This window comes from Streptomyces sp. RPA4-2 (assembly GCF_012273515.2).
Classification (GTDB): domain Bacteria; phylum Actinomycetota; class Actinomycetes; order Streptomycetales; family Streptomycetaceae; genus Streptomyces; species Streptomyces kaempferi.
Window position 1 is genome coordinate 450,090 of record NZ_CP050975.2, and the last position, 21,814, is coordinate 471,903.

The following is a 21,814-nucleotide window of genomic DNA, read 5'->3' on the forward strand; positions in this document are numbered from 1 at the left end:
GCGAAGCCACGGACCTCCGGCCACACGGGGCCCGGGTGAGGGTGAAACGGTTCACCCCGTGGAGCACGGCCAGGGCCGCGTGGCGGAGTCGGAACCGCCGGGCGACCGACGTGGCGATGCCCCGCTAAGGACCCCGACTGGCGGCTCGGTCCCGTCCCACGGCATTCCGATACGCACGGTCCTCTTCACCGCGCGGCGCGTTCAGCGGCTTCGGCGCCGTGGGCCATCAACTCGCCCGACTGTTCTCACGGTTGGGGCGATGTGGGCGGACGAGGGTGTCGAGCGCGCCCACGGCCGCACGGACATGGGCCGGGCCGCGACGGGACCGCTCCCCCGCGCACCACCAGGACAGCTGCCCGTCCGCGTCCCGCGGATGCATCCCCAGGCCGTGCTCCGCGCACAGCGGCCAGGCCTGCCACAGACGCTCGGTGACGGTTTCCTGGGCGGCATCGGCGACGACCGCCAGCGCGACGGCGGGATCGTCCGCCGATTCCGGATACAGGTGATTGCCGTGCCATTCGCCGTTGGCGAGAGCGATGTGGACGTTCTCCGGCTCGTTCGCGTCGTAGGGCGGAAGGGCCAGCAGTTGCAGGGGCTCCTGGTCGGGAAGGGTCGCCGCCAGGTCCCTGTTGAGGAGGCCGAGAGCCCGGCCCCACAGGGGGTACTCGGCCGGCGAGACGCGGCGGGGCGCGGGGCGGTCGAACAGATTACGCATGGGCACCATTCTCCGCCGGACAGTCCCCGTCGTGGACCACGATCGGAATCCGATCACCGCGCGTCGGACGACTGACAGCCCGTCACCACCACCGAACTGGATTCCGAAAGATCGGCCCTGGGCGTTCGGGCTGCTGTCCGGTGCTTACTGTATTCGAGTTGGATACTGAAGCGATCGGTTGAATAGTTGCCGCTCAGGGCGTAGGTCCTTGCTCCGAACAGCGAGGATGGCCGGCAGACGAGAGCCGTCGGACCACTGTCAGCTGGGGAGCAAACCGCCTTGAGCATGCGCAACGAACCTCGTGGTGCCACGGCATCCGAGGACTCTTACGAGAGCGAGCTGCCGGTCAGGCGCGAGCAACCCGGCAATGTCGTGGTGAAGTGGCTGACGACCACCGACCACAAGACCATCGGCACCCTTTATCTGACCACCTCGTTCGCGTTCTTCCTGATCGGCGGTGTCATGGCGCTGCTGATGCGCGCCGAACTCGCCCGGCCGGGGATTCAGATCATCTCCAACGAGCAATACAACCAGGCGTTCACGATGCACGGCACGATCATGCTGCTGATGTTCGCGACGCCGCTGTTCGCCGGTTTCACGAACTGGATCATGCCGCTGCAGATCGGCGCGCCCGACGTGGCGTTCCCGCGGCTGAACATGTTCGCCTACTGGCTGTACCTCTTCGGCTCGACAATCGCGGTCGGCGGCTTCCTCACCCCGCAGGGCGCGGCCGACTTCGGCTGGTTCGCGTACTCGCCGCTGTCGGACGCGGTCCGTTCGCCGGGTGTCGGCGGCGACATGTGGATCATGGGTCTGGCCTTCTCCGGCTTCGGCACGATCCTCGGTGCGGTCAACTTCATCACCACGATCATCTGCATGCGCGCTCCCGGCATGACGATGTTCCGCATGCCCATCTTCGTGTGGAACGTGCTGCTCACCGCGGTTCTGGTGCTGCTCGCCTTCCCGGTGCTCGCGGCCGCGCTGCTGGCCCTGGAGGCGGATCGAAAATTCGGGGCACATGTCTTCGACGCGGCAAATGGCGGAGCCTTGCTCTGGCAACACCTCTTCTGGTTCTTCGGCCATCCGGAGGTGTACATCATCGCGCTGCCGTTCTTCGGCATCGTCTCCGAGGTCTTCCCGGTGTTCTCGCGCAAGCCGATGTTCGGTTACATGGGCCTGATCGGCGCGACCATCGCGATCGCGGGTCTGTCCGTGACCGTGTGGGCGCACCACATGTACGTCACCGGTGGCGTACTGCTCCCGTTCTTCTCCTTCATGACGTTCCTCATCGCCGTACCGACAGGCGTGAAGTTCTTCAACTGGATCGGAACGATGTGGAAGGGCTCACTGTCCTTCGAGACACCGATGCTCTGGGCCACGGGATTTCTCGTCACGTTCCTCTTCGGCGGTCTGACGGGCGTCATCCTGGCCTCGCCGCCGATGGACTTCCACGTCTCCGACTCGTACTTCGTGGTGGCGCACTTCCACTACGTCGTGTTCGGCACCGTGGTGTTCGCGATGTTCTCCGGCTTCCACTTCTGGTGGCCGAAGTTCACGGGCAAGATGCTCGACGAGCGGCTCGGCAAGATCACCTTCTGGACGCTGTTCGTGGGCTTCCACGGCACGTTCCTGGTCCAGCACTGGCTGGGCGCCGAGGGCATGCCGCGTCGTTACGCGGACTACCTCGCGGTCGACGGCTTCACCGCCCTGAACACGATTTCGACGATCTCCTCGTTCCTGCTCGGTCTGTCCATGCTGCCGTTCCTCTACAACGTGTGGAAGACCGCCAAGTACGGCAAGAAGGTCGAGGTCGACGACCCGTGGGGCTACGGCCGTTCGCTCGAGTGGGCCACCTCCTGCCCGCCGCCGCGCCACAACTTCCACACCCTGCCGCGGATCCGCAGTGAATCTCCCGCCTTCGATCTCCACCACCCGGACATCGCGATGGCCGACGACCGAAGCCACGGCACAGGAGGCCCACTCCTGACCGAGCGAGGACCCAGGTGAGCGATCTGCTGCGGCCTGGACCTGACGGCGAACTCGGTAACGCGGTGGAGGGCTACCTGCTCTGGCACGCCACCGTCACGGAGGCGGAGCAGCGCGCACGTGAGTTCGTCGAGGCCATGGACTGGCTGACCACATCGCAGCAGGCGGAGATCGAGCGGTGCTACGTCGCCGACAGCCTGAAACGTGCTCGCAAGGACCTGGAACGGATCGCGGCCCGATGCCTCGACCTACGGGCCGAGTACGAACACCGATACCAAGGGCTGCGCAGGCGCTGCGTAGGGCTCGCCCTGACCGTCTGCGCGGCGTCCACCGCGGCCGTCGCCCTGTTGCTGCTTCTGTGACCCTCGACAACACACGCTCGGCCCCGACTCGGTCCGGCTCCTGTCGTTCGGTGGCGTCGGTGTGACGGTGCGGGATGTCAGGGGTCGAGGAGGCAGTGGGCGGCGAGAGCGAGTGACAGCTCCACGACGTCGGACGGCCGGCTCAGCGAGCGGCCGGTGAGCTGCTCGCAACGGCGCAGCCGGTTCAGGACCGTGTTGCGGTGGCAGTAGAGCCGGCCGGCGGCCCGCTGGGCGGAGCCGTCACAGGCGAGCCAGGCCGTGAGGGTCTCCAGCATGACGTCCCGGTCGGACGGGTCTAAGCGCAGCAGCGGCCCGAGCACCCGCTCGGCGAGTGCCGCCCCGAGGACCGGGGCGGAGACGACGAGCGCGGCGGGCAGGTGCTCCTCCAGCACGACCGTCCCCCCGGACCGTGGACAGGCCCGCAGAGCCGTGTCCGCCAGGCGCCGGGCATCACCGATCGCCGCGAGACCCTCCACCACCGGGCTCACCCCGATCCGGGCCACGGGCGGGGCGGTCAGCCGGCGGGCGATCTCCCCGGCGTCCACGTCGAGCCCGTACGCCCAAGGGCACTCGCCGTCCCGGCGGCCGTCGTCCCCGGGACTGGCCCCTTCCACCGCGGCCATCGGCCCTGGGCCCGTGTCGAGGAGACCGCTCTCGTGACCGTGACCGGGTTCGCCCTCGTCGTGGGGGTGGCCGGCGAGCAGGACGATGCCGTAGCTTCCACCGCCGTCGCGGTCCCGGTCGCGGTACCAGAGGACCCGCAGGCCCGACAGGTGCACCTGCCCCCACGCGTCGGCGAACGTCCGGCCGGAGGGCAGGCGGGCCAGCACGACCGCGTACCGCCCCTGCTCGGGAAGGCCCAGCGCGGCCGCGGTGGCGGGCAGGTCGGCGATCCGCGCGGTGCCGTCGAGCAGTGCGGCCGTCATCAGCCGCAGCCGGTTCTCCCGGCGCCACATCAGCTCGCGTTCCGTCTGACGGTAGGCCTCGGCCACGACGGCACAGTGCTCGTCGACGAAGTTCCACACGTCGGCGGCGACATGGATGAGCAGATGCGCGTCGGAGGGCTGACGGCGGGTCGTCTCGTCGACGAGTTCCTGCCAGACCATGCCGCCGCCGAGCCGGAATGCGCGCAGCAGGGCGTCCAGCGGGAGCCCGCGGTCTGCCCGTGCCCTGCCGATGGCCCAGGAGCAGCGATGGGCGGCCTCGCGCAGTTCACCGGGCCGGATCAGCGATTCGACGTTGAGCCGCAGCGAACGCCGCACCTCGTCGCGCACGCTGTCCGCGTCGGCGTCCATGGCGGTGCGATACGCGGGCTCACGCTCCCGCAGCAACGTCATCAGTCGTTCGGTGAGCTCGGGCAGTCCCGCCATCAGTGCCCGGGCGGCCCGGTGCAGTACTGAGAGTGCCTCGGCGTCGACGGCCGTACGGACGGCTGGTGCCGGAGTCCGGGATCCCGGCAGGGGCCGGCCGTGGGCGGGTACGAGGTGCTGCATCGCTGTCCTCCACCGGAGTCGGCTCGGTCCGGCCGGCCCGGTCGGCCGACGCGCGGCCGCACGGGTACTCCGGATCCGGACCTCCTGATCCCGCAGGATGACATACCGCCTGGTCGGTACCTAGGGGTGTGCGGTGGTCTTCTCGGCGCGGTCCAGCCAGCGGGAGAGCTCGACCCGGGAGCGGACCCCCAGGGCGGCGAAGACATTGCGCAGGTGATGGTCCACGGTGCGGGGGCTCACGGACAGGCGCAGCGCCACTTCGCGGTTGGTGGCGCCCTCGGCCACGCAGCGGGCGATCCGCAGCTGTTGGGGCGTCAGCAGGGCCAGTGGGCCGGTTGGTTCGCTCTGTCCCGCGTCCCCGGTCGCCCGCAGTTCGCCCCTGGTCTGCGCGGCCCAGCCCTGTGCTCCACCGCGCTCGAAGGACACCAGCGCGTCGCGGAGACGGCCACGCGCCTCCCCCGGCCTGCGCTGCCGTCGCAGCCAGGCTCCGTAGAGGAGTTGGGTACGGCCCCGTTCGAAGTCGCCTGTGAGCTGGTCGTGGTGGGCGAGCGCGGCGGTGAACAGCGGTTCGCACTCATCGGGTTCGGTCAGCAGTGCGCGGCAGCGGGCCAGTTGGGCCGGAGCCTGCGGATCGGCGCCCTGAGCCGCCCAGTGGGCGAACTCCGCCACCGCCGAACGGGCTGCGTCCGCCTGCCCGGTGCGGGCCGCGGCCTCCACGAAGCAGGGAACGGCGAGCATCCGTACCGCGAAATGACCGCGGCGCGGGCCCGCTCCGACCAGCGGGCCGAGCCGTGCGGCGGCCTCGGGAAGTCGTCCGCGGGCCAGGTCGGCGCGGGCCCTGGCCCACTGGGACAGCGTGGCCGCCTGAGCGAGACCGTGCGGTGCGGCGACGCACTCGGCGGCGGACGCGTGCTCCGTGACGGCTTCCTGGGACCCCTCGACCGACGCCACCAGCGCGAGGATCGCGTGGTGGTGCGCGGCCAGGTTGCGCTGACCGGCGCCGAGAGCCGTGCGCAGACCGTCCTCGGCATGGGCGCGGGCGCGGGCGTGCCTGCCGGCGCGCAGTTCTCCGTACGCGAGGCGCTCCAGCGCCTGGGCGACCAGGATGCGTGGGCCGCGGGCCCTGGCGACGGCGAGCGCACGGGAGTTGGCCCGGGAAGCGGCGGGGAGGTCACCGGCGACGAGCGCCGCTCCCCCGGCCCGCAGGAGAGCCTCGGGGCCATCGGGGGTGCCCGCCACCCCGGCCCCGGCGACCGCTTCCCGCAGCCGGTGCCGTCCTGTGTCCAGGCGGCCGTGCAGGACCGCGGACATCCCCGCCCGGAACGCCGCGACCCGCAGGTCGGGTTCCGGCTGCCCCGGAGCAGGGTCCAGGGCCTCCCGGCACGCCGCCGCGTCACCCATCGCCCAGGCAGCCTCCATGGCGGCGAGCCTGGCGGCGAGGGCGCGGTGTCCGTCCGCCGGTCCCAGCAACTCGGCGGCGAGGAGCAGCACTTCGAGGGCGTCGGCGGCCGGACCGTCCTGGAGGGCGAGGTGTCCGATCACCAGTTGGGCCGCCCCGCGCACGGCGTCGGGCGTGCCCTCGTGCCCGGCCCGCGCGAGCAGTTCCCGCGCTCGCTCCGGCAGCCCCGCCAGCCTGGCCTGATCGGCGGCGTCGATCAGCCGGACGGCGAACGAGGCGGCCTCCGTGGCGAGTTGCGCGGCCGGCTGCGGGGAGACCGGGCCCCGACCGATGGCGGGCGGTGGTCCGCCGTGTCCGGGCCGTGAGCCCGACTGTCCGCGGAGGTCGTATACGGCCTCCCCTCCGCCTCGGCCGTCCAGGGGCTCCTGACGATCCGGACGCCTCGTAGCCGGCGAGCGGCGGACGGCCGGCCCGGCGGCGGGGTCGTCGGCTGGAAGAGACGACACCCGATCCGTCGGGGTGGGCGCGGATGCCGTGGAACCCGGCGCGCGCGGCACGGGGAGCGGTGCCGAGGTACACCCGGGAGAGGGCGTCGGCACCGGGTCGCCTCCACTTCGGCCCGCCTCGTTCGCCGTCCCCCGCGGGGCCGTCGGTAAGGAGCTCCGGCCTGCCGTCCGGAGTGGACTTCGCGCAGTCGCGTTTCCCGTCACGACCGTCACGTTACTTCCGCGTAAACGAAGGCGGAAGCCCGCGTTCATTTGCCCCCACCCTCACCGAAACCCCGTGTGACCAGGGTGAACGTGGTCCAGGCGGAGCGTCGGATGGGCGGGCTCCCAGGCCCGGCAGGCAAGCCTTGTGAGCCCGCACAGGGACCACCGGCCCGCGGCGGCACGCGTACACGGGTGACGTCCGCCGGATACCGGTTCCGGCGGACGTCACCCGCTTGCTCGGTCGTGCGGTGCGGGGCGGGGTCAGGAGGTGTGCGGGCAGTTGCCGCGGTACTCGGCGATCGACAGCGACGGCTGCGGCAGCGGGCAGAGGAACTGCTCGTAGCGGGTGTCGTTGTCGATGAACCGCTTCAGCCACGAAATGCTGTACTTCGCGATCGTGGTGTTCGCGCTGTTGGGCGTGAAGTGGGTGGCGCCCCTCAGCTCCAGGTACGCCTTGTCGAGCGTGCTCGGCAGGCTCCGGTAGAAGGGCTCGGAGTGCGTGGCCACCGGTGCGATCGTGTCCCCGTCGGCGCCCACGATCAGCGTCGGCGTCTGGATCTCCGGCCAGGTGGTGTCCAGGTTCCAGCCGGTGAGCGGGATGGCGGCCTGGAGCGACGGACGGCTCTTCGCCGCCTCCAGTGTGCCGCCGCCGCCCATCGAGTGGCCCATGACACCGAGCCGGGTGCCGTCGATCCTGGTCCGCACGGAGCTGCGCTGGGTCAGGTAGTCGAGCGCGGCGAGCAACTGCCTTCCACGGCTGTCCGGTTGATCGAGGGTGGTGAGGGTGTCGATGGTGAACACCACGAAGCCCTGGGAGGCGAGCCGGGGCCCGAGCCAGGCGATGGACGACTGGTACGCGGTGTACCCGGGTGAGATGACGACCGCGCCGAAGGTGCCGTCACTGGTCGAGGTCGGGTAGTAGACGGTGCCGCCACCGAAGCCGGTCACCGAGACCGAGGAGACCGTGGTCTGCGAGACGGCGTACGACCCGCGGGTCGCCTCGATGCTGGCCGTCGTGGGGGCGGGGCCACGCTCGTAGGGGTTCGCGGCGGCCCGCGCCGAGGCGACCGGTGCTCCGATCGCCTGCGCTCCGGTGGCCTGCGCGGCGACAAGGCCACCCGCGGCGAGGAGCGCCGCGAGGCCGGCGCGCGCCAGACGGCTCGTGAGCCGGTGCGGGCGGCGCGCGGACGGGACGGGGCCGGCGGATGCGTCGGGTGCGTCGGGTGCGTCGGGTGCGTCGGGGAATGCTCGGTTCGGCTGCTGCACGGTGGGGGCGTCCTCTCGGTGAGGGGCGACGGACCCGCGCCGCGCCCGCGGCGCTGCCAGGGCGTGGGTGTCGGAAGGCGCACGCTGCGAAGCGGCGGGGTCCGTCTCGGTGGTTGCGGTGGCAACTGTCCGGCCCACCCCGGCCCCGCACATCGGCAGAATCACCGGCCTTGACCCACAGCCGAATCGCCCCGCCCCCGCCGCGGCGCACTCCCGCGTCCGCCGGAGTCAGCGTGCCCGGCGGTCGCACCTGGCCGAAGCGCTCAGGGCGCCGCTCGCCGGTCAACCGGCCCCGGGGTAGGTGACGACGAGCATCGTGACCCCTTCCGCCGAGGTCCAGGGCCCGTGCGGCATGCCGGGCGGACGGCATGCGTACATCCCGGCGGTGAAGGTCGCGCCGAGCGTGAGGTCATGCAGGGCGCCCTCCAGGAGATGGACCTCTTCCCAGAAGGCGTGCTGTGACACGCCCTGGACGGAGGTGTCGGTGCCCGGCTCCCAGCGCACGAGCGCGGTGCGGGCGCCGGTGGCGGAATCCTCGGCCAAGACCTGTTCCTGAATGCCGGGAGCGGCTCCCACGGGTGTGCTCCAGCGCCCGTCGGGCCGGTGGAACTCCAGCTCGGGCTTGCTCATCGCCACACCTCCGGGCACCGGCCGGCCAGTACGAGGGTCCGCTCGCGGACGGCCAGGACCTCATCGACCTCCACCTTGGCCGCGAACGGCTCCGGATCGCCGGCGGGCCGATGGCGCACGCTCCCCTTCGGGCCCACGATCCGGTTGTGCCCGATGCCGGTCGGCCCCGCGCCCGTGGGAACACCGGGGCCGGTCCGGCAGGCGGCGCGGTGAGTCCGTTCCTCGGTCAGCCACAGGTTCTTCTCGGGGTCGGGGCCAGCGGTGAACTGGCGCGGCGCGATGGGCACGGCGGGCCTCCTTGACGGTTCGGTGGACGTCGGTGGTGGGCACGGTGACCCTGGCGGCGAGCCTCTCGTACTCGCCCGCGGCCGGGACGGGATCGCGGCCGCGGGACAGGCCGGTCACGGTGACAGCCACGGCGGTGTACGGCGCAGGCGGATTCCGGCCGCCGCGGACGACGATTTGGGCGGTGAGCGGCACCGGAGTCACCGCGCCGCCGATGATGGCGGCCAGGCTATCCGCGAGCGAGGTGTCGGCGCAGCCCGGCGGAGGTGAGAACCGCTCGGCAAGGGAAAGGGCCTCCGGCCCGCCGGGAAAGGCGGTGGACGGCGAAGGGCCGGGGCGAGGAGCCGGCACGGACGACCGCCGGCGTCGCGCCGTGCGCCATGGCAGCTGCTTCGCTTGCCTACGGGTCAGTTCAGCAGCGCGCGGGGTCGCGAGGCCAGGATCGCCTCGGCCTCGTCACTGATCCCCCGGACCACCTCGGCAGCGGGACGGACGGCATCGACGAAGGCCGCCGACTGCCCGTAGAGAATCGCGCTGGTGTCCGGGTCGGGCGTGCCCTCAAGGGGGTTGACGTCTTCCGGAGGTGCGAATTCGCCCTTGCGGTTCCGCAGCGTCGCCTCACACTCCGCCCACTCGTCGGTGAACCGATTGCGGCGGACGCGTTGGCCGATGGTCTCCGGCCACGGCAGGTCCGACACGATGTCGTAGGCCCGCGTCCACACGGTGTCGCTGCCATCGCTCTCGACGATCAGGCGCTTGTGGAGATCGTGCACCTCGACCGCTTCGGGCGTGGCGAGAAACGCCGTGCCCAGCCAAGCGCCGTCCGCACCGGCGGTGAGGACCGCCGCCAGCGTGCGACCGTCGCCGATGCCCCCGGCGGCCAGCACCGGAACATCGGGATATCGCCTCACCAATCCGGCCAGGAAGGGCAGCAGACCCATCGTCCCGGTATGGCCGCCGGCCTCCGTGCCCTGTGCCACGAGCACATCGGCACCCGCGGCGACCGCCATGTCCGCGTCGTCGTAGTTCTGGACCTGGCACATCACCCGCGCGCCCGCGTCCTTGGCTCGAGCAACCCACGGCTGCGGGTCGGCGAAGGACAGCGCGATGACATCGGTGCGCTCCTCCAGTGCGGCCTCGAAGTGCGCCTCGGTGAACGGCAGGAAAGGCGTGATGTAGCCGACTCCGAACGGACGGTCCGTCGTGGCGCGGATGGTCGCGATCTCCGCGCGGATCCACTCGGGCCCCTTCCAGGGGTGCGTTCCCCCGAAGGAACCGAGCCCGCCGGCCGCGGAAACCGCGGCAGCGAGCGTCCCGCCACTGTGCAGGCCCATGGGGGCGGACATCACCGGGTGAGTGATACCGAACATTTCGGTGAATCTCGTGTGCAACATGGTTCGACGCTAGCGAAATCGACGAACCTGGCCTACCAGCAACGCGGTGGGCCACCAGCTCCGTCCGCGGCACTCGGCCGCCCGATGCCGTACCCCGCCGCCCTCCAGTCGTGGCCCACGACAGCGGCGAGGGAACGGGGTGGCCGGGCCCCGACTCCTTCTGTTCACCGTCCGCCCTCCGGGAAATCAGCGGCCGGCCGTGATGTGACGGGCGCTTTCAGTCCTGGACAGATGCTTGATCGTCGTTTGTCATCTCACGTCTGCCCGGCTCGGACCGCTGCTGGCTAGCGTCGTTGCTGTTTGCACTATCGACCCGGGAAGAGCTCCTATGTCCAATATCGATGACAACCCGTCACAAGAGCCGACCGAGCGGAGTCGGCGAGGTTTTCTGCGCACCGCGGCACTGGCCGGCGCGGGAGCGGCAACCGTAGGAGTCGGCGGGACCGTGGTCGGCGGAACGCCCGCGTTCGCCGCGGACTCCGCCAAGAGCGGCAGGACCGGCACGTGGAGACCGGATCAGACCGCCCTCCAGTTCACCCTTGCGGTCATGCCGGACACCCAGTTCCTGTACTGGGGCAGCCAGGACAGCGTCAACCGGACGCCGCAGGAGGAGTCGTTCCGCTACATCATCGACAACAGCGGAATCGCCACCGACAACATCGTGTTCATGGCGCACCTCGGCGACCTGACGCAGGACGCCGATCCGTCGTCGTTCCAGCAGGTCGACAAGGCGTTCGCCGTGCTGGACTCGCACGGTGCCGCGTACAGCGTGCTGGCCGGCAACCATGACGTGACCGGCGACGACAGCCGCGGTGACACGCCGTACCTGCAGACCATGGGCCCGCACCGGTTCAAGCGCGCGAAGACGTTCGCCGGCGCGGACCCGACCGGTTACAACACGGCGCACATCTTCCAGGCCGCGGGCCGCTCGTGGCTGGTGCTGGCCCTGGACTGGCGGACCACCGACCAGGGCTTCGCGTGGGCCAACGACGTCATCAAGGCCCATCCGAAGATGCCGGTGATCCTCACGTCGCACGACATCGTCGCTTCGCCGTACGATGACAACGTTTTCCCTTACGAGTCCGGCGACCCGGAGGACAACGCCGTACTCTCCGGCTACGGCCAGACGGTCTGGGACAAGCTGATCAACGACAACGACCAGATCTTCCTGACCCTCAACGGCCACTACTGGCCGCCCGGGCGTACGACCAGGAAGAACGCCGCCGGCCACGACGTGGCCATGCACATCACGAACTACCAGAACCGCTACTTCGGCGGTGGCGGCATGATCCGGCTGTACCACTTCGACCTGGCCCGCAACACGATCGACGTCGAGACGATCAACCCGTGGATCCTGGCTCAGGACCCGGAGTCGCGCAACGAACTGGCGGCCGAGCACGCGCGGATCACCGGCCCGGTCGACAACTTCTCCATCCCGATCGACTTCGAGAAGCGGTTCGCCGGCTTCATCCCGGTTCCGGTCCGGCCGGCCCGCCCGGCCGCCCGTGAACTGGTGAAGGGCACGCTGGCGTACTGGCGCTTCGACGGACAGGGCGCGGCCGGCACCTCGCTCTCCGCGGGCCAGACGATCCACGACCTCTCCGGCAAGGGCAACGACCTGACGGTGGTGACGGTGCCGGGCGCGGCCTCCGACGCGCTGACCTGGTCCGCCGACCACCACCCCGACCAGCCCGGGCACGCCAGCCTGAAGTTCGTCGGCGGCAGGAACCCGGTCCACGGCTCGTACCTGAGCACCGGCCCGAAGGCACCGCTGAACTCCGAGACGTTCACATCCGGGTACACGATCGAGACCTTCGTGATGCTGCCGCTGGACTGGGACTCCGGGAAGAACGGCAACGCGTCGATTCTCAGCCGCCGGGGTTCCGCCAGGGCGGCCGGCAAGCACGGCAAGAACACCGACCCGAACGAGCCGCTGGCGCAGTTCGCCATCACGAACAACGGCCGCGAGGCACAGTTCAACCACTACCCCCTGAACGACACCTACCCGACGACCAACTGGGGTCACGGCATGGTGGAACTCAAGTGGTGGCACCTGGCGGTGGTCAACGACGGCCGTCTCACGAAGTTGTACGTCGAGGGCGCTCCGGTCGTCGACAACCCGAACCGGCTGTCGGTCGGCCTCACTTCGCTCGGGTTGCCCTGGCTGGTGGGCGGCCACGAGTACGCGGGCGCCGTCGACGTCGTCTTCCACGGCAACGTCGGTGACATCCGTATCGTGAACCGTCCTCTGTCCATGGACGAGTTCCTGACCGCCAAGTAGGGCGGTCCCTCCCGTCTCCGGCCCACACGCCGGAGACGGGACGACTCTCTGCGCTACGCCCAGGGGGTGGCCACGAGCCAACTGGTGTCGTCGGCCCATGCGTTCGCGTTGTCCCAGGCGTTCGACCCACCGTTGCCGGCGATGTAGGCGGTGAAGTTGTAGTGGCGCAGATACCTCTCCGGATAGTTCACGGAGGGAAAGGCGACTCCCTGGCCGTTGTTGCCGGGCTGAGGGCAGAACGTCGCGTCCTGCGCGAACGTGGCGCTGCCGTCACTGGCGTCGAGATGCATCTGGAAGGCCGAGTGCCGCAGATACTGGCCGGTGTCGTTGGCTGACTCGAAGGACACACAGGCGCTGTTGGCCAACCCCGCGCGGACGACCCAGGTGGCGTCCGCCTTGTCCGTGGCCGAACTGGACGAGGAGACGGCGGAGATCACCACGTTGGTGTCGGCGTCGTCATGGCGGAGGTAGTCGTTGGTGCAGCACGCTGTCGTGGCTCGCAACGATATCCGCGAGCCGGGGGCGAGTCCGCTCACTCCCGAACCGTATCCGACCGAGGTGATGTTGGCCTGGACAGCGTTCTCGGTGGCGTCCGACGGGTAGCCGGAGGTCATGACACCTTCGTAGAACGTGCCGGCGGCCCCGTTGCTGTTGTCTCCGCCGATGCCGAGGATGATGGCGCCTTCCTTGCTCATCGGGTTGTAACCCGCGACGCTGGGACGGGCGCCGTTGTAGTAGGTCGACAGCCCGCCGGACTGGGCGTTGCCGCCCCGGATGGCCCAGCGGCCCGGCTCACCCTTGACGACGGCGGTCAGGAATCGGTTGTTGACCGTCGGGTCGTTCGTGTTGAGATGCGGGTTGGCCCCGGAGAAGAGGCCGTTCTCCAGGTCGGCCATGACCCAGGGGCCGTTGCCGGCCCCCGAGCCCCAGACCTTGTTGTTGCCGAAGTAGATGGCCTCCATGTGGCCGTTGCCGGTGTCGAGGCCGCTGGTCTCGGCGTTGCCGTAGTCGAAGCAGCAACCGCCGTTGTAGTGCGTGCCGTCGAGGATCGCGTACATCCCCTCGGCCTGGTCGCCGGTGGCGATGCCGGAGGTGTGGTTGTCGCGGTAGCCGGTGCCGGGGGCGACCAAGACGCCGTACGCCTTGTGGCCCGCGATGGTGACGGGCGCCGCGGTCGCGTCGGCCAGGTTGTCGTAGCCGCCCGCGGCCGGACCGTTGAACCCGCCGGGGGGCGCCTGGGTGAGGTTGTTGCCTCTGCCGGACTGGTCGTAGATGACGGTGATGACGCAGCTCGTGCCGGCGCAGAAGGAATCCTGGGTGGCTGCGTTGGCGTATCCGCCCGCACTCAGCACGCCGATGTCCTTGGTGGTGTTGTCCGAGGCGCGTCTGACCTGGTAGAGCCGCCCGTTGTAGGCGGAGTACAGGGCGCGGGTGGTGCTGTGGGCGGCCACGCAGGCGGTGCCACCGGACGCGTAGAGGTCACAGGGCTGTGAGCCTGCCGCCTGCGAGGGCTGCGTGCCGAGGGTGAGCATTCCGGCGACGAGTGCGCCGGCGGCGCCTGTGGACAGCGCCCACCGTCGGAATCGATCCGACAACCGAATCGATCGGAGTAAGGACATCGAGCTCTCCTGTGGTGTGGAGGTAGGTCCCGAGTCGACGGCTCGGGACATGACGGATTCCGGCCGGGGTCGACATGACGGGCCCGGCACGTGTGCGGGGGAAATGCATCTGCTTCGCGACACCGGCGCGTGATGCACCGCGCACCGCCGGAGCACGTGAGGAGCGGTGAGGACAGGAGACTTGGTTGTCCCGCTCGCCACGGATCGCGGAGCCGATCGAATGGGTGGTGCTCACCACGAGGAACGTGGGGTCAGAGCGTTCTGCCGGATGATCGGGCGCCGGCGTCCGGTCCGGCCGGACCCTCCGATCTGGGCTGGCCGACGAGGGCATGGCCGCAGCCCTCGCCGAGGAGGACCCCGGCAGTGATCAGGACGGTGGAGCGAGAGGCACGGCCCTGCGCATGGTGATGCCGGCCCTCCGGTGCATTCCGTCTGCAGATGGCACGGTGCGCTCCTTTACATGAAAGGAAGGAGGATTTGCGTGAGCTACGACCAGGGCTGTCCCGAACCAGGTCGCGTACTGGGACCGCATGACGAAAGCCCGCGATATGTCACCCCGTGGGGAGGCACCGGTCTTACTCGCAGGTCCCGCAGCCTCCCTCACCGCATAAGTTCGATATTTCGAATACAGTTCCTCTTTTCGAACGTGGAATTTAGGGGTCACCTCTGGCGCAGTCAATACTTCGCACAACATCCCGGCGAATACGCGACCGCGAACGAAATCTCGAACAACCCGCAATGACTGTGGGAGAGAACGCTCCTTGCGCGTCCGGCGAGGGGGACGGCCGCCGCGTCCTGTCGGGCCCGGCGATACGGCCTCAGGTGGCCTGTGGTGTCGGCCCGGCTCAGCGGGCCGCCAGGTCGAGCACCAGTGCCGAGAAGTTTTTCCCGTCTGCCGCGAACTTTGTCGCCGTGCGGCGCATCGGACTCGTGTACAGGGCAAGAAGATGGCTCGCGGCTGCCCACGGCGGCCGTGCTGCCGGACCCGAATGGAGTGTGATCGTTGTGATGAACGCTTACCGGAACACGGACCAGACCGCGGTCCGCCCAGCGGCCGGTGCTCGCGGCAACCGCCGAATCAGCCGTGCGGTGCTCGCGGGGGCCGCCGTCGCCGGGCTGGGTCTCGCGGGTACCGCTGTCGCACAGGCCGCACCCGCCAGTGCGACCAGCGCGAAGGCGACGCCCACCTGTTCCGCCTCCGCTCTGAAGGCGACCTTCGGTCAGAAACTGGCCGGCGGCATGAACCACCAGGGCGTGGTCATAAATCTCCGCAACCTCAGCGGCAGGACGTGCGCGCTGCGCGGCTACCCCGGGCTGGGCCTGGAGAACTCCGCACACAAGACGCTCGCCTCGCACACCCACTGGGGTGACACCTGGTACGCCGCCAGCCCCGCAAAGAAGACCCTCATCCTCAAGGACGGCGAGAGCGCCGAGGCGGTCATCTCCTGGAGCCACGCCAACACTGGCACCTCCGGCGCGGTGCACGCCTCGTACCTCCAGGTCACCCCGCCCGCCGCCACACAGCACAAGACACTGGCCTTTCCCCAGTGGGTCGACAACGGTGACCTGAAGGTCACCGCACTGGCCAGGCACATCGACGTGAACGAGTAACGCGTCGCACAGGGGGACGCCCGTCCCCGCGGACACACCCGCGAGCCCGGATCGAACGGTCCGGTCTCGCGGGCTGTTCGGGGGACGGTCGCGGGAGAACTCCGCACTTCATCCAAGACCGCACCCGGGTCGGGGATCGAGAAGGCCTCGCTGCTCACTGTCCGGCTTCCTGTCACTCCCCGTACCGCTAGGGGCGTGGGCGCCCCATGAACTGGTCCCGGTCAGAAGCCTCTGCGCACGCCACCGTCGACCGACAGCATCACCCCCGTCAGGTACGACGCGGCGGGTGACATCAGGTAGGCCGCGGTGCGGCCGAACTCGTCCGGGGTTCCGTAGCGCCGCAGCGGAACACCCGCGGTGGCACGCTCGCGGGCGGCATCGGAGTCGCCGTACCGCGCGTCGAGTTCGCGTGCCCGGTCGGTTTCGATGTAGGCGGGTACGAGGCCGACCACGCGGATGCCCCTCGGGCCCAGCTCGTTCGCGAGGTTCTTCGCGTAGCCGGCCAGGCCCGGCCGGAGGGCGTTGGAGAGCGCGAGACCTGGAATCGGCTCGTACACGGAGCTGGAGAGGACGAGGCCGATGACGCCTCCCTCGTCCAGCTCCTCCGCGACCGCGCGGGACAGCCGCACCGCGCCGAGGAAGACCGACTCGAAGGCGGTGCGCCACTGGTCGTCGTCGATGGTGTCCGACGTGCCCACGGGCGGTCCCCCGACACTGACGAGCACCCCGTCCAGCCGGCCGAAGGCGTCGCGGGCCGCGCTGATCAGCCGGTCCGGGGTCCCTGTGTCGGCGTTGTCCGCCACGATCCCGACCGCCCGTCCCTCCCCGCCGAGCTCGGCCTCGGCGGCGGCGACCGACTTCTCGTCGCGGCCGCTGATGACCACCCTCGCTCCGTCCGCCACCAGTTCGCGTGCGGCTGCCCTGCCCAGACCGCGGGTGCCACCGGTGACGATGTACGCCCGGTCCTTCAGTCCAAGATCCATGATTGCCTTCCTTCGTCCGATCGCGCGGGCCGAACGGCCTACAGCATCGCTTTCTGGGGCTGGGTGGGTACGACGATGACCGTGGTGGTGCCGGCGCTCAGGGCCGCCGTGAACTCCCGTTCCAGGTCGTCGGTGGTCTCCACATCGACCGCACGGCACCCGAAGCCGCGGGCCAGCGACGCGATGTCGAGCCCCGGCAGGTCGAGTCCGGGCACTCCGGGGGTCTCCTCCAGCACCGCGAACGACTTGAGGATCGAGTACTCGTGATTGCGCATGACCACGTAGACGACCGGGAGGTCGTGCTGGGCCGCCGTATAGATGGCCTGCACGGAGTACTGGAAGGAACCGTCGCCGATCAGACCGATCACCGGCCGCTCCACGCCCCTCTCCCGGTCGGCGAGCGCGACGCCGACGGCGGCCGGGGTACCCCAGCCGATGCCCCCGCTGGCGGTGGCGAAGAACGATCCGGTCCGGGTGGTGGGGAGCCACTCGATCTGCTGCGCCATCGTGGAGGTCGACTCGTTGACGATGACCGCGTCGGGCGGCCGGACTCGGCTCAGGGCGGCGTAGACCTCGGGCGGGGTGAGCGGGCTGTTCGGCGTCCGCGGCAGTTCACGGGGTCGTGGCATCGGTTCCGGAGCGGTCCGCGCCGAGCCTTCCGTCACCATGTCCAGGAGCAGTTCGACCGCCAGCGTGGGATCGCCCAGCAGGCTGTCGCCCACGCGTGCCGCCGCGGCAACCGCCGGATTGCCGGTGATCTGCAGGAGTTCCGTGTCCGGGGGCAGGTAGTCGCCGGGTACGTAGGGGTAGTAGCGGAACACCTCAGCCCCGATGACGACCACCAGGTCGTGCCCGGTCAGCCGGTCGCTGATGGTCTTCACCGACATCCCCAGCGGACCGCGGAACTGGGGGTGGTCCTCGGGGAACGACACACGGTCCAGCAGTGGGGCGCCGTAGACGGAAGCGCGCAGCTTCTCCGCGAGGGAGACGGCCGCGTCCCAGCCGCCGCTGCGGTCGACCTCCGGCCCGAAGACCAGTGCGGGACGACGGCTGGCGGAGATGCGGTCGGCGAACGCGCGCAGCCGCCCGGTGTCGGGGGCGACGCAGTCGCTCACGGTCCGCACCCGGGTGAAACCGGAAAGCGGCTTCCTCCAGTCGTCCATGGGAATCGACAGGTAGACCGGTCCCGTCGGTGGCTGCAACGCCTCCGCATAGGCCCGCATGAAAGCCTCGGGGACGTCTTCGGCGCGCGCGGGTTCATACGACCATTTCACCCACGGTTTCGGCATCGTGACGGCCTCACGGTTACCGAGATACGGATCCCCGATCACCAGTTCCCGATGCTGCTGTCCCGACGTGATGATGAGCGGCGTGTTTCCGTGGTAGGCCGCCACCAGGTTGCCCATCGCGTTTCCCACCCCGGCCGATGAGTGCAGGTTGACCAGCGCGGGGCGGCCGGTCACCTGGGCGAAGGCGTCGGCCATCGCGACGACGGACCCCTCCTGCAGTCCAAGGACGTAGGTGAAATCCTCGGGGAATTCCTGCAGGAACGGCTGCTCGGTGGAGCCGGGATTGCCGAAGACGGTGGTGAGTTCGAGGGTGCGCAGCAGGTCGTAGGTCACGCTATGAACGGTGGAGTGCTCGGTCATGGTCGTTGTCGGCTTTCTTCCTGGGTCGGGCTTCGGGTCGGCGGGTCCCTGCCCTGGGGTGAGTACTTCTCGGTGAAGGCTCGAATCGCTTCCCGGGTGCGGTGCGAACCAGAACCGGTGCGCCCGTCCGATCCCGCTGGAGGAAGGGGAGCCTGTCGCGAAAGGTGTGACCTGTTCGGTGACGGGTCCGTACCGCGGGCGTGGGGATCCGCCCCGGGCTTGGCCGCCAGGTGTCAGGTGTCAGGTGTCAGGTGAGGCGACGGAGGGAGTCGGGGGTGAGGTCGGCGAGGGCGGGGTAGCCGTCGACGGCCATGAGCAGGTCCGCTTCGGCGAGCAGGGCCCGCAGGACGTGGACGATGCCGGCTTCGCCTCCGTGGGCGAGCCCGTACGCGTAGGGGCGGCCGACGCCGACCGCGGTCGCACCCAGGGCGACGGCCTTGATGATGTCGGCCCCCGTGCGGACACCGGAGTCGAACAGGACGGGCGTACCGTCGGCTGCCCCGACCACGGCCGGCAGGACGTCGAGGGCGGGCAGACCGCCATTGGCCTGCCGGCCGCCGTGGTTGGAACAGTAGATCCCGTCCACGCCGCCGTCCTTGGCGCGACGGACGTCATCGGGGTGGCAGAGGCCCTTGAGGATCAGTGGCAGGTCGGTGAGGGAGCGCAGCCAGGGCAGATCGTCCCAGGTGAGCGGATTACCGAAGGTCCGCGCCCACAGAGCGACCGCCGCCTTCGGATCGTCCTCCGGGCTGCGGGCGAGTCCGGAGCGGAAGACGGGGTCACTGGTGTAGTTGGCCAGACAGTTCCCGCGCAGCTGAGGAAAGTTGCTGGTGGCCAGGTCGCGTGGGCGCCAGCCGGTGATCCAGGTGTCCAGGGTGACCACGATGCCCTTGAATCCCGCCGTCTCGACACGGTGGACCAGGTTCTCGGCCAGTTCCCGGTCGGTAGGGGTGTAGAGCTGGAAGAAGCCCGGGGTGTCGCCCAGTTCCTCGGCGACCTTCTCGAGCGGATCGACGGTCAGCGTGGAGGCGATCATCGGCACGCCCGTGCGGCCGGCGGCGCGGGCAGTGGCGAGATCGCCGTGGCCGTCCTGCGCGCACAGGCCGATCACGCCGACCGGGGCCATGAACAGCGGCGAGGGCAGACGCATCCCGAACAGGTCGACGGACAGATCCCGGTCCGTGGCGCCCACCATCATGCGCGGGACGAGGCCCCAGCGTTCGAACGCGCTGACGTTGGCCCGCTGGGTGCGCTCGTCGCCGGCGCCACCCGCGACGTACGAGCGGATCGAGGGGGGCATCGCGGCCTGAGCCGGCGGCTCCAGCTCGTCGAACGTCATCGGGAAGGGCGGCACCACCCCACGCAGTCCGTCGAGATAGATCTCGTCCTGATAGTCGGCGAAAGTCATGCTCCAACCCTTCTCCACGCCCGCCCGGTACCGGCTCGTGAAGTCCACAATGGGATAATGCGGGACAAAAGCCGCCGAACGCAGGATTCTCGCTCACGAGCCGTGAAAATGCAGGATGTCGCTCCGCCACTGCTGACCGAAGACGAACTGGCACTGATCAACGGCCTGCAACTGCGACCGCGGGCCTCATGGGCCGAACTCGGCCGCGCACTCGAGGTGGACCCGGTCACCGTCGCCCGCCGCTTCGGCCGTTTGTCCGACCAAGGGGCTGCCTGAGGGCTGTCCCGTAATCCCCGGCGGGCGCACGACGACAGCTACGGCACTCCCCCGAGCTCTTCGAGCAGGGGGGACCCCCACGCCGCGTTGTCGGATCGCCCTGATACGCCCAGTATGAGGACGACCCTCCGCCTTGCGATGCACCGCATCTGACGCCGCGCGCTGATCCACCGGGGATTACGGGACAGCCCTTGGGTGGCCTTCTCGCCGGGTCCGCGCCTGTTCGAGCAGATCTGTCTGGCCTTCATGGTGATCGACTGCGCCCCTGGAGCCACTGCCCAGGTCGCCCAGTCACTCACCACCCACCCCCACATGATCACGATCGAGCGGGCGGCCGCCGACCACGACATCCTCTCCATCGCCGCCACCCGCGACCTGCCGGCCCTCTCCCGCTACACCCTCGACCTGCTCCCGTGCGTTCCCGGCATCACCGCGGTGCAGGCCCGCGTCGTCACGCACATGTTCACCGAGGGCGGCCGGTGGCGTATCGCCGCCCTGGCCCCCGACCAGCGTGCCCGACTGACCGGCCGACCCCCGGCCCAAACCCCCGTCGCCCCCGGTGAGATCACCCCCTCGACCGGGCCCTCGTCACCCGGCTCGCGCACAACGGCCGCGCTCCTTACCAGGCCCTGGCCCACGACCTCGGCGTCAGCCTCTCCACGGCCAAACGCCGCCTCGAGCAGCTCACCCGACGCGGCCTCCTGCGGTTCCGCTGCGACTTCGCCCGCCCCCTGGGCGGCTGGCCCGTCTCGGTCACCCTCTGGGCCAGAGTGCCACCCGCGGACCTCCCCGAAATCGGTCACGCCCTCATCCAACTGCCCGAAACCCGCAATTGCGCCGCCCTCACGGGGCCGCACAACCTCGTTCTTCAGGCCAGCCTGCACTCCGTCAGCGACGTCCTGCGCCTCGAGACCCACCTCGCGACAGCTCACCCGAGCCTCGACATCGTCGACCGCGTCATCACCCTGCGCCAGGACAAGCTGCTCGGCCATCTACTGGATCCCCAGGGCCGCTCCGTCGGTGTCATCCCGCCCGACCTCTGGGCGGAACCGGCCGTGTGACGCAAGGCAGCCGCCAGTCCCGCGTCGCGGCGCCGAATGACCCGCGAATGTCTATAACCAGATAGTTACTTGCTAGGGTGCGGCGTATGCCACGGGATTCCAGCGCCACCAAAGCCCGGCTGCTCGACGCCGCCTTCACCGAATTCGCCGCCCACGGCATCGCCGGAGCCCGAGTGGACCGGATCGCCGAAGCTGCGGGAGCGAACAAGCGGCTGATCTACGTCTACTTCGGTAACAAGGAGCAGTTGTTCGACGAGGTGCTGCGCCGGGCGATGACGGCGGGAGCCGAGTCCGTGCCGTTCGACGTCGAGGATCTTCCCGGTTACGCCGGAGCGGTCTTCGACCACCTGGTCACCCGGCCGGACCTCATGCGCCTGCGACTGTGGAAGCTGCTGGAGCGCCCCGCCACCACCGGACTCGAAGCGGACGCCTTCCGGCGCAAGACCGCCGAAGTGGCCGACGCCCAGGAGCGTGGCGGCCTCTCCCCCGAGATGCCGCCGGACGACCTTCTGACCATGGTCCTGGCCGTGGCCCAGGCGTGGTTCTCGGCCGCCGAGGATGTCGACCCCGGGGAGATCGACCAGTCCTGGTCACCCGAGCGTCTCGCCCTGCACCGTTCGGCGGTCGTCGAGGCCGCACGCCGGATCAGCGCGCCGAAGTCCGCTGTCCCACATCCATGAGGGCAT

17 protein-coding genes and 1 pseudogene are annotated in these 21,814 nt (G+C 69.9%); 7 read left to right on the top strand and 11 right to left on the bottom strand.

The genetic code is table 11. The annotated features are described in order from the left end of the window. Positions 1-226: 226 nt before the first annotated feature. Positions 227-715, bottom strand: a complete 489-nt coding sequence (locus HEP85_RS01675) for a hypothetical protein (protein ID WP_168525520.1) — start codon at positions 713-715, stop codon at positions 227-229. A 279-nt stretch (positions 716-994) separates the two neighbouring features. Here HEP85_RS01675 and ctaD point away from each other — a divergent pair. Both ctaD and HEP85_RS01685 read left to right on the top strand, forming a co-directional pair. Continuing rightward, positions 995-2,656, top strand: a pseudogene (ctaD, locus tag HEP85_RS01680) (cytochrome c oxidase subunit I); the annotation flags it as partial. A 62-nt stretch (positions 2,657-2,718) separates the two neighbouring features. Then, the gene (locus tag HEP85_RS01685; protein ID WP_248001781.1) at positions 2,719-3,063 is read left to right on the top strand and encodes a cytochrome C oxidase subunit I; all 345 of its coding nucleotides are present in this window, start codon (positions 2,719-2,721) and stop codon (positions 3,061-3,063) included. A 77-nt stretch (positions 3,064-3,140) separates the two neighbouring features. Here the strand turns inward: HEP85_RS01685 and HEP85_RS01690 are convergent, their stop codons facing one another. The 6 genes from HEP85_RS01690 to HEP85_RS01715 form a co-directional block, all read right to left on the bottom strand. Next, positions 3,141-4,556, bottom strand: a complete 1,416-nt coding sequence (locus tag HEP85_RS01690) for a helix-turn-helix domain-containing protein (RefSeq protein WP_329284497.1) — start codon at positions 4,554-4,556, stop codon at positions 3,141-3,143. A 120-nt stretch (positions 4,557-4,676) separates the two neighbouring features. Then, positions 4,677-6,461 (bottom strand): LuxR C-terminal-related transcriptional regulator, encoded by a 1,785-nt coding sequence (locus tag HEP85_RS01695; protein ID WP_365768823.1) that lies wholly within the window; start codon positions 6,459-6,461, stop codon positions 4,677-4,679. Positions 6,462-6,926: 465 nt separating this feature from the next. Continuing rightward, a complete protein-coding gene (locus HEP85_RS01700) occupies positions 6,927-7,820 on the bottom strand; it encodes an alpha/beta hydrolase (protein WP_329529276.1) in 894 nt (297 codons plus the stop codon). Between the two features lie 393 nt (positions 7,821-8,213). Further along, positions 8,214-8,561, bottom strand: a complete 348-nt coding sequence (locus HEP85_RS01705) for a cupin domain-containing protein (protein WP_168525524.1) — start codon at positions 8,559-8,561, stop codon at positions 8,214-8,216. After that, entirely contained in the window at positions 8,558-8,848 is a 291-nt protein-coding gene (locus HEP85_RS01710; RefSeq protein WP_168525526.1) for a hypothetical protein, read from the bottom strand. Before HEP85_RS01710 ends, HEP85_RS01705 begins: the two co-directional genes overlap by 4 nt. Before the next feature lie 405 nt (positions 8,849-9,253). After that, complete coding sequence (locus HEP85_RS01715; protein WP_369657549.1) at positions 9,254-10,240, bottom strand: NAD(P)H-dependent flavin oxidoreductase; 987 nt, start codon at positions 10,238-10,240, stop codon at positions 9,254-9,256. Positions 10,241-10,568: 328 nt separating this feature from the next. Here HEP85_RS01715 and HEP85_RS01720 point away from each other — a divergent pair, with 328 nt between their 5' ends. Next, positions 10,569-12,521: a LamG-like jellyroll fold domain-containing protein gene (locus HEP85_RS01720; RefSeq protein ID WP_168525528.1), complete on the top strand. Its 1,953-nt coding sequence runs from the start codon at positions 10,569-10,571 to the stop codon at positions 12,519-12,521. A gap of 53 nt (positions 12,522-12,574) precedes the next feature. On the opposite strand, the gene HEP85_RS01725 is transcribed toward HEP85_RS01720, so the two are convergent. Further along, positions 12,575-14,140: an alpha-L-arabinofuranosidase B gene (locus tag HEP85_RS01725; protein ID WP_168525530.1), complete on the bottom strand. Its 1,566-nt coding sequence runs from the start codon at positions 14,138-14,140 to the stop codon at positions 12,575-12,577. 1,008 nt (positions 14,141-15,148) lie between these two features. On the opposite strand from HEP85_RS01725, the gene HEP85_RS01730 reads away from it, so the two are divergent. Further along, the gene (locus tag HEP85_RS01730; protein WP_168525532.1) at positions 15,149-15,751 is read left to right on the top strand and encodes a DUF4232 domain-containing protein; all 603 of its coding nucleotides are present in this window, start codon (positions 15,149-15,151) and stop codon (positions 15,749-15,751) included. Between the two features lie 221 nt (positions 15,752-15,972). On the opposite strand, the gene HEP85_RS01735 is transcribed toward HEP85_RS01730, so the two are convergent. The 3 genes from HEP85_RS01735 to HEP85_RS01745 form a co-directional block, all read right to left on the bottom strand. Further along, positions 15,973-16,734 (bottom strand): SDR family oxidoreductase, encoded by a 762-nt coding sequence (locus HEP85_RS01735; protein ID WP_168525534.1) that lies wholly within the window; start codon positions 16,732-16,734, stop codon positions 15,973-15,975. A 38-nt stretch (positions 16,735-16,772) separates the two neighbouring features. Continuing rightward, positions 16,773-18,383, bottom strand: a complete 1,611-nt coding sequence (mdlC, locus tag HEP85_RS01740) for a benzoylformate decarboxylase (RefSeq protein WP_168525536.1) — start codon at positions 18,381-18,383, stop codon at positions 16,773-16,775. 247 nt (positions 18,384-18,630) lie between these two features. After that, on the bottom strand, positions 18,631-19,791 hold the full coding sequence (locus tag HEP85_RS01745; RefSeq protein WP_168525538.1) for an alpha-hydroxy-acid oxidizing protein: 1,161 nt from the start codon (positions 19,789-19,791) through the stop codon (positions 18,631-18,633). A gap of 108 nt (positions 19,792-19,899) precedes the next feature. On the opposite strand from HEP85_RS01745, the gene HEP85_RS01750 reads away from it, so the two are divergent. The 3 genes from HEP85_RS01750 (at position 19,900) to HEP85_RS01760 (ending at position 21,808) form a co-directional block, all read left to right on the top strand. Further along, complete coding sequence (locus HEP85_RS01750) at positions 19,900-20,067, top strand: AsnC family protein (RefSeq protein ID WP_168525540.1); 168 nt, start codon at positions 19,900-19,902, stop codon at positions 20,065-20,067. A 770-nt stretch (positions 20,068-20,837) separates the two neighbouring features. Continuing rightward, positions 20,838-21,128, top strand: coding sequence for a hypothetical protein (locus tag HEP85_RS01755; protein WP_369657550.1), 291 nt, complete (start codon positions 20,838-20,840; stop codon positions 21,126-21,128). An 86-nt stretch (positions 21,129-21,214) separates the two neighbouring features. Beyond that, complete coding sequence (locus HEP85_RS01760) at positions 21,215-21,808, top strand: TetR family transcriptional regulator (protein WP_168525542.1); 594 nt, start codon at positions 21,215-21,217, stop codon at positions 21,806-21,808. Positions 21,809-21,814 lie beyond the last annotated feature (6 nt).

Excerpts from the sequence above, each read along its gene's own strand:
- HEP85_RS01675 (WP_168525520.1), bottom strand. The coding sequence starts at position 715 with ATGCGTAATCTGTTCGACCGCCCCGCGCCCCGCCGCGTCTCGCCGGCC.
- HEP85_RS01690 (WP_329284497.1), bottom strand. The coding sequence starts at position 4,556 with ATGCAGCACCTCGTACCCGCCCACGGCCGGCCCCTGCCGGGATCCCGG.
- HEP85_RS01705 (WP_168525524.1), bottom strand. The coding sequence starts at position 8,561 with ATGAGCAAGCCCGAGCTGGAGTTCCACCGGCCCGACGGGCGCTGGAGC.
- HEP85_RS01715 (WP_369657549.1), bottom strand. The coding sequence starts at position 10,240 with ATGTTGCACACGAGATTCACCGAAATGTTCGGTATCACTCACCCGGTG.
- HEP85_RS01720 (WP_168525528.1), top strand. The coding sequence starts at position 10,569 with ATGTCCAATATCGATGACAACCCGTCACAAGAGCCGACCGAGCGGAGT.
- HEP85_RS01725 (WP_168525530.1), bottom strand. The coding sequence starts at position 14,140 with ATGTCCTTACTCCGATCGATTCGGTTGTCGGATCGATTCCGACGGTGG.
- HEP85_RS01730 (WP_168525532.1), top strand. The coding sequence starts at position 15,149 with ATGAACGCTTACCGGAACACGGACCAGACCGCGGTCCGCCCAGCGGCC.
- HEP85_RS01735 (WP_168525534.1), bottom strand. The coding sequence starts at position 16,734 with ATGGATCTTGGACTGAAGGACCGGGCGTACATCGTCACCGGTGGCACC.
- mdlC (WP_168525536.1), bottom strand. The coding sequence starts at position 18,383 with ATGACCGAGCACTCCACCGTTCATAGCGTGACCTACGACCTGCTGCGC.
- HEP85_RS01745 (WP_168525538.1), bottom strand. The coding sequence starts at position 19,791 with ATGACTTTCGCCGACTATCAGGACGAGATCTATCTCGACGGACTGCGT.
- HEP85_RS01750 (WP_168525540.1), top strand. The coding sequence starts at position 19,900 with ATGCAGGATGTCGCTCCGCCACTGCTGACCGAAGACGAACTGGCACTG.
- HEP85_RS01760 (WP_168525542.1), top strand. The coding sequence starts at position 21,215 with ATGCCACGGGATTCCAGCGCCACCAAAGCCCGGCTGCTCGACGCCGCC.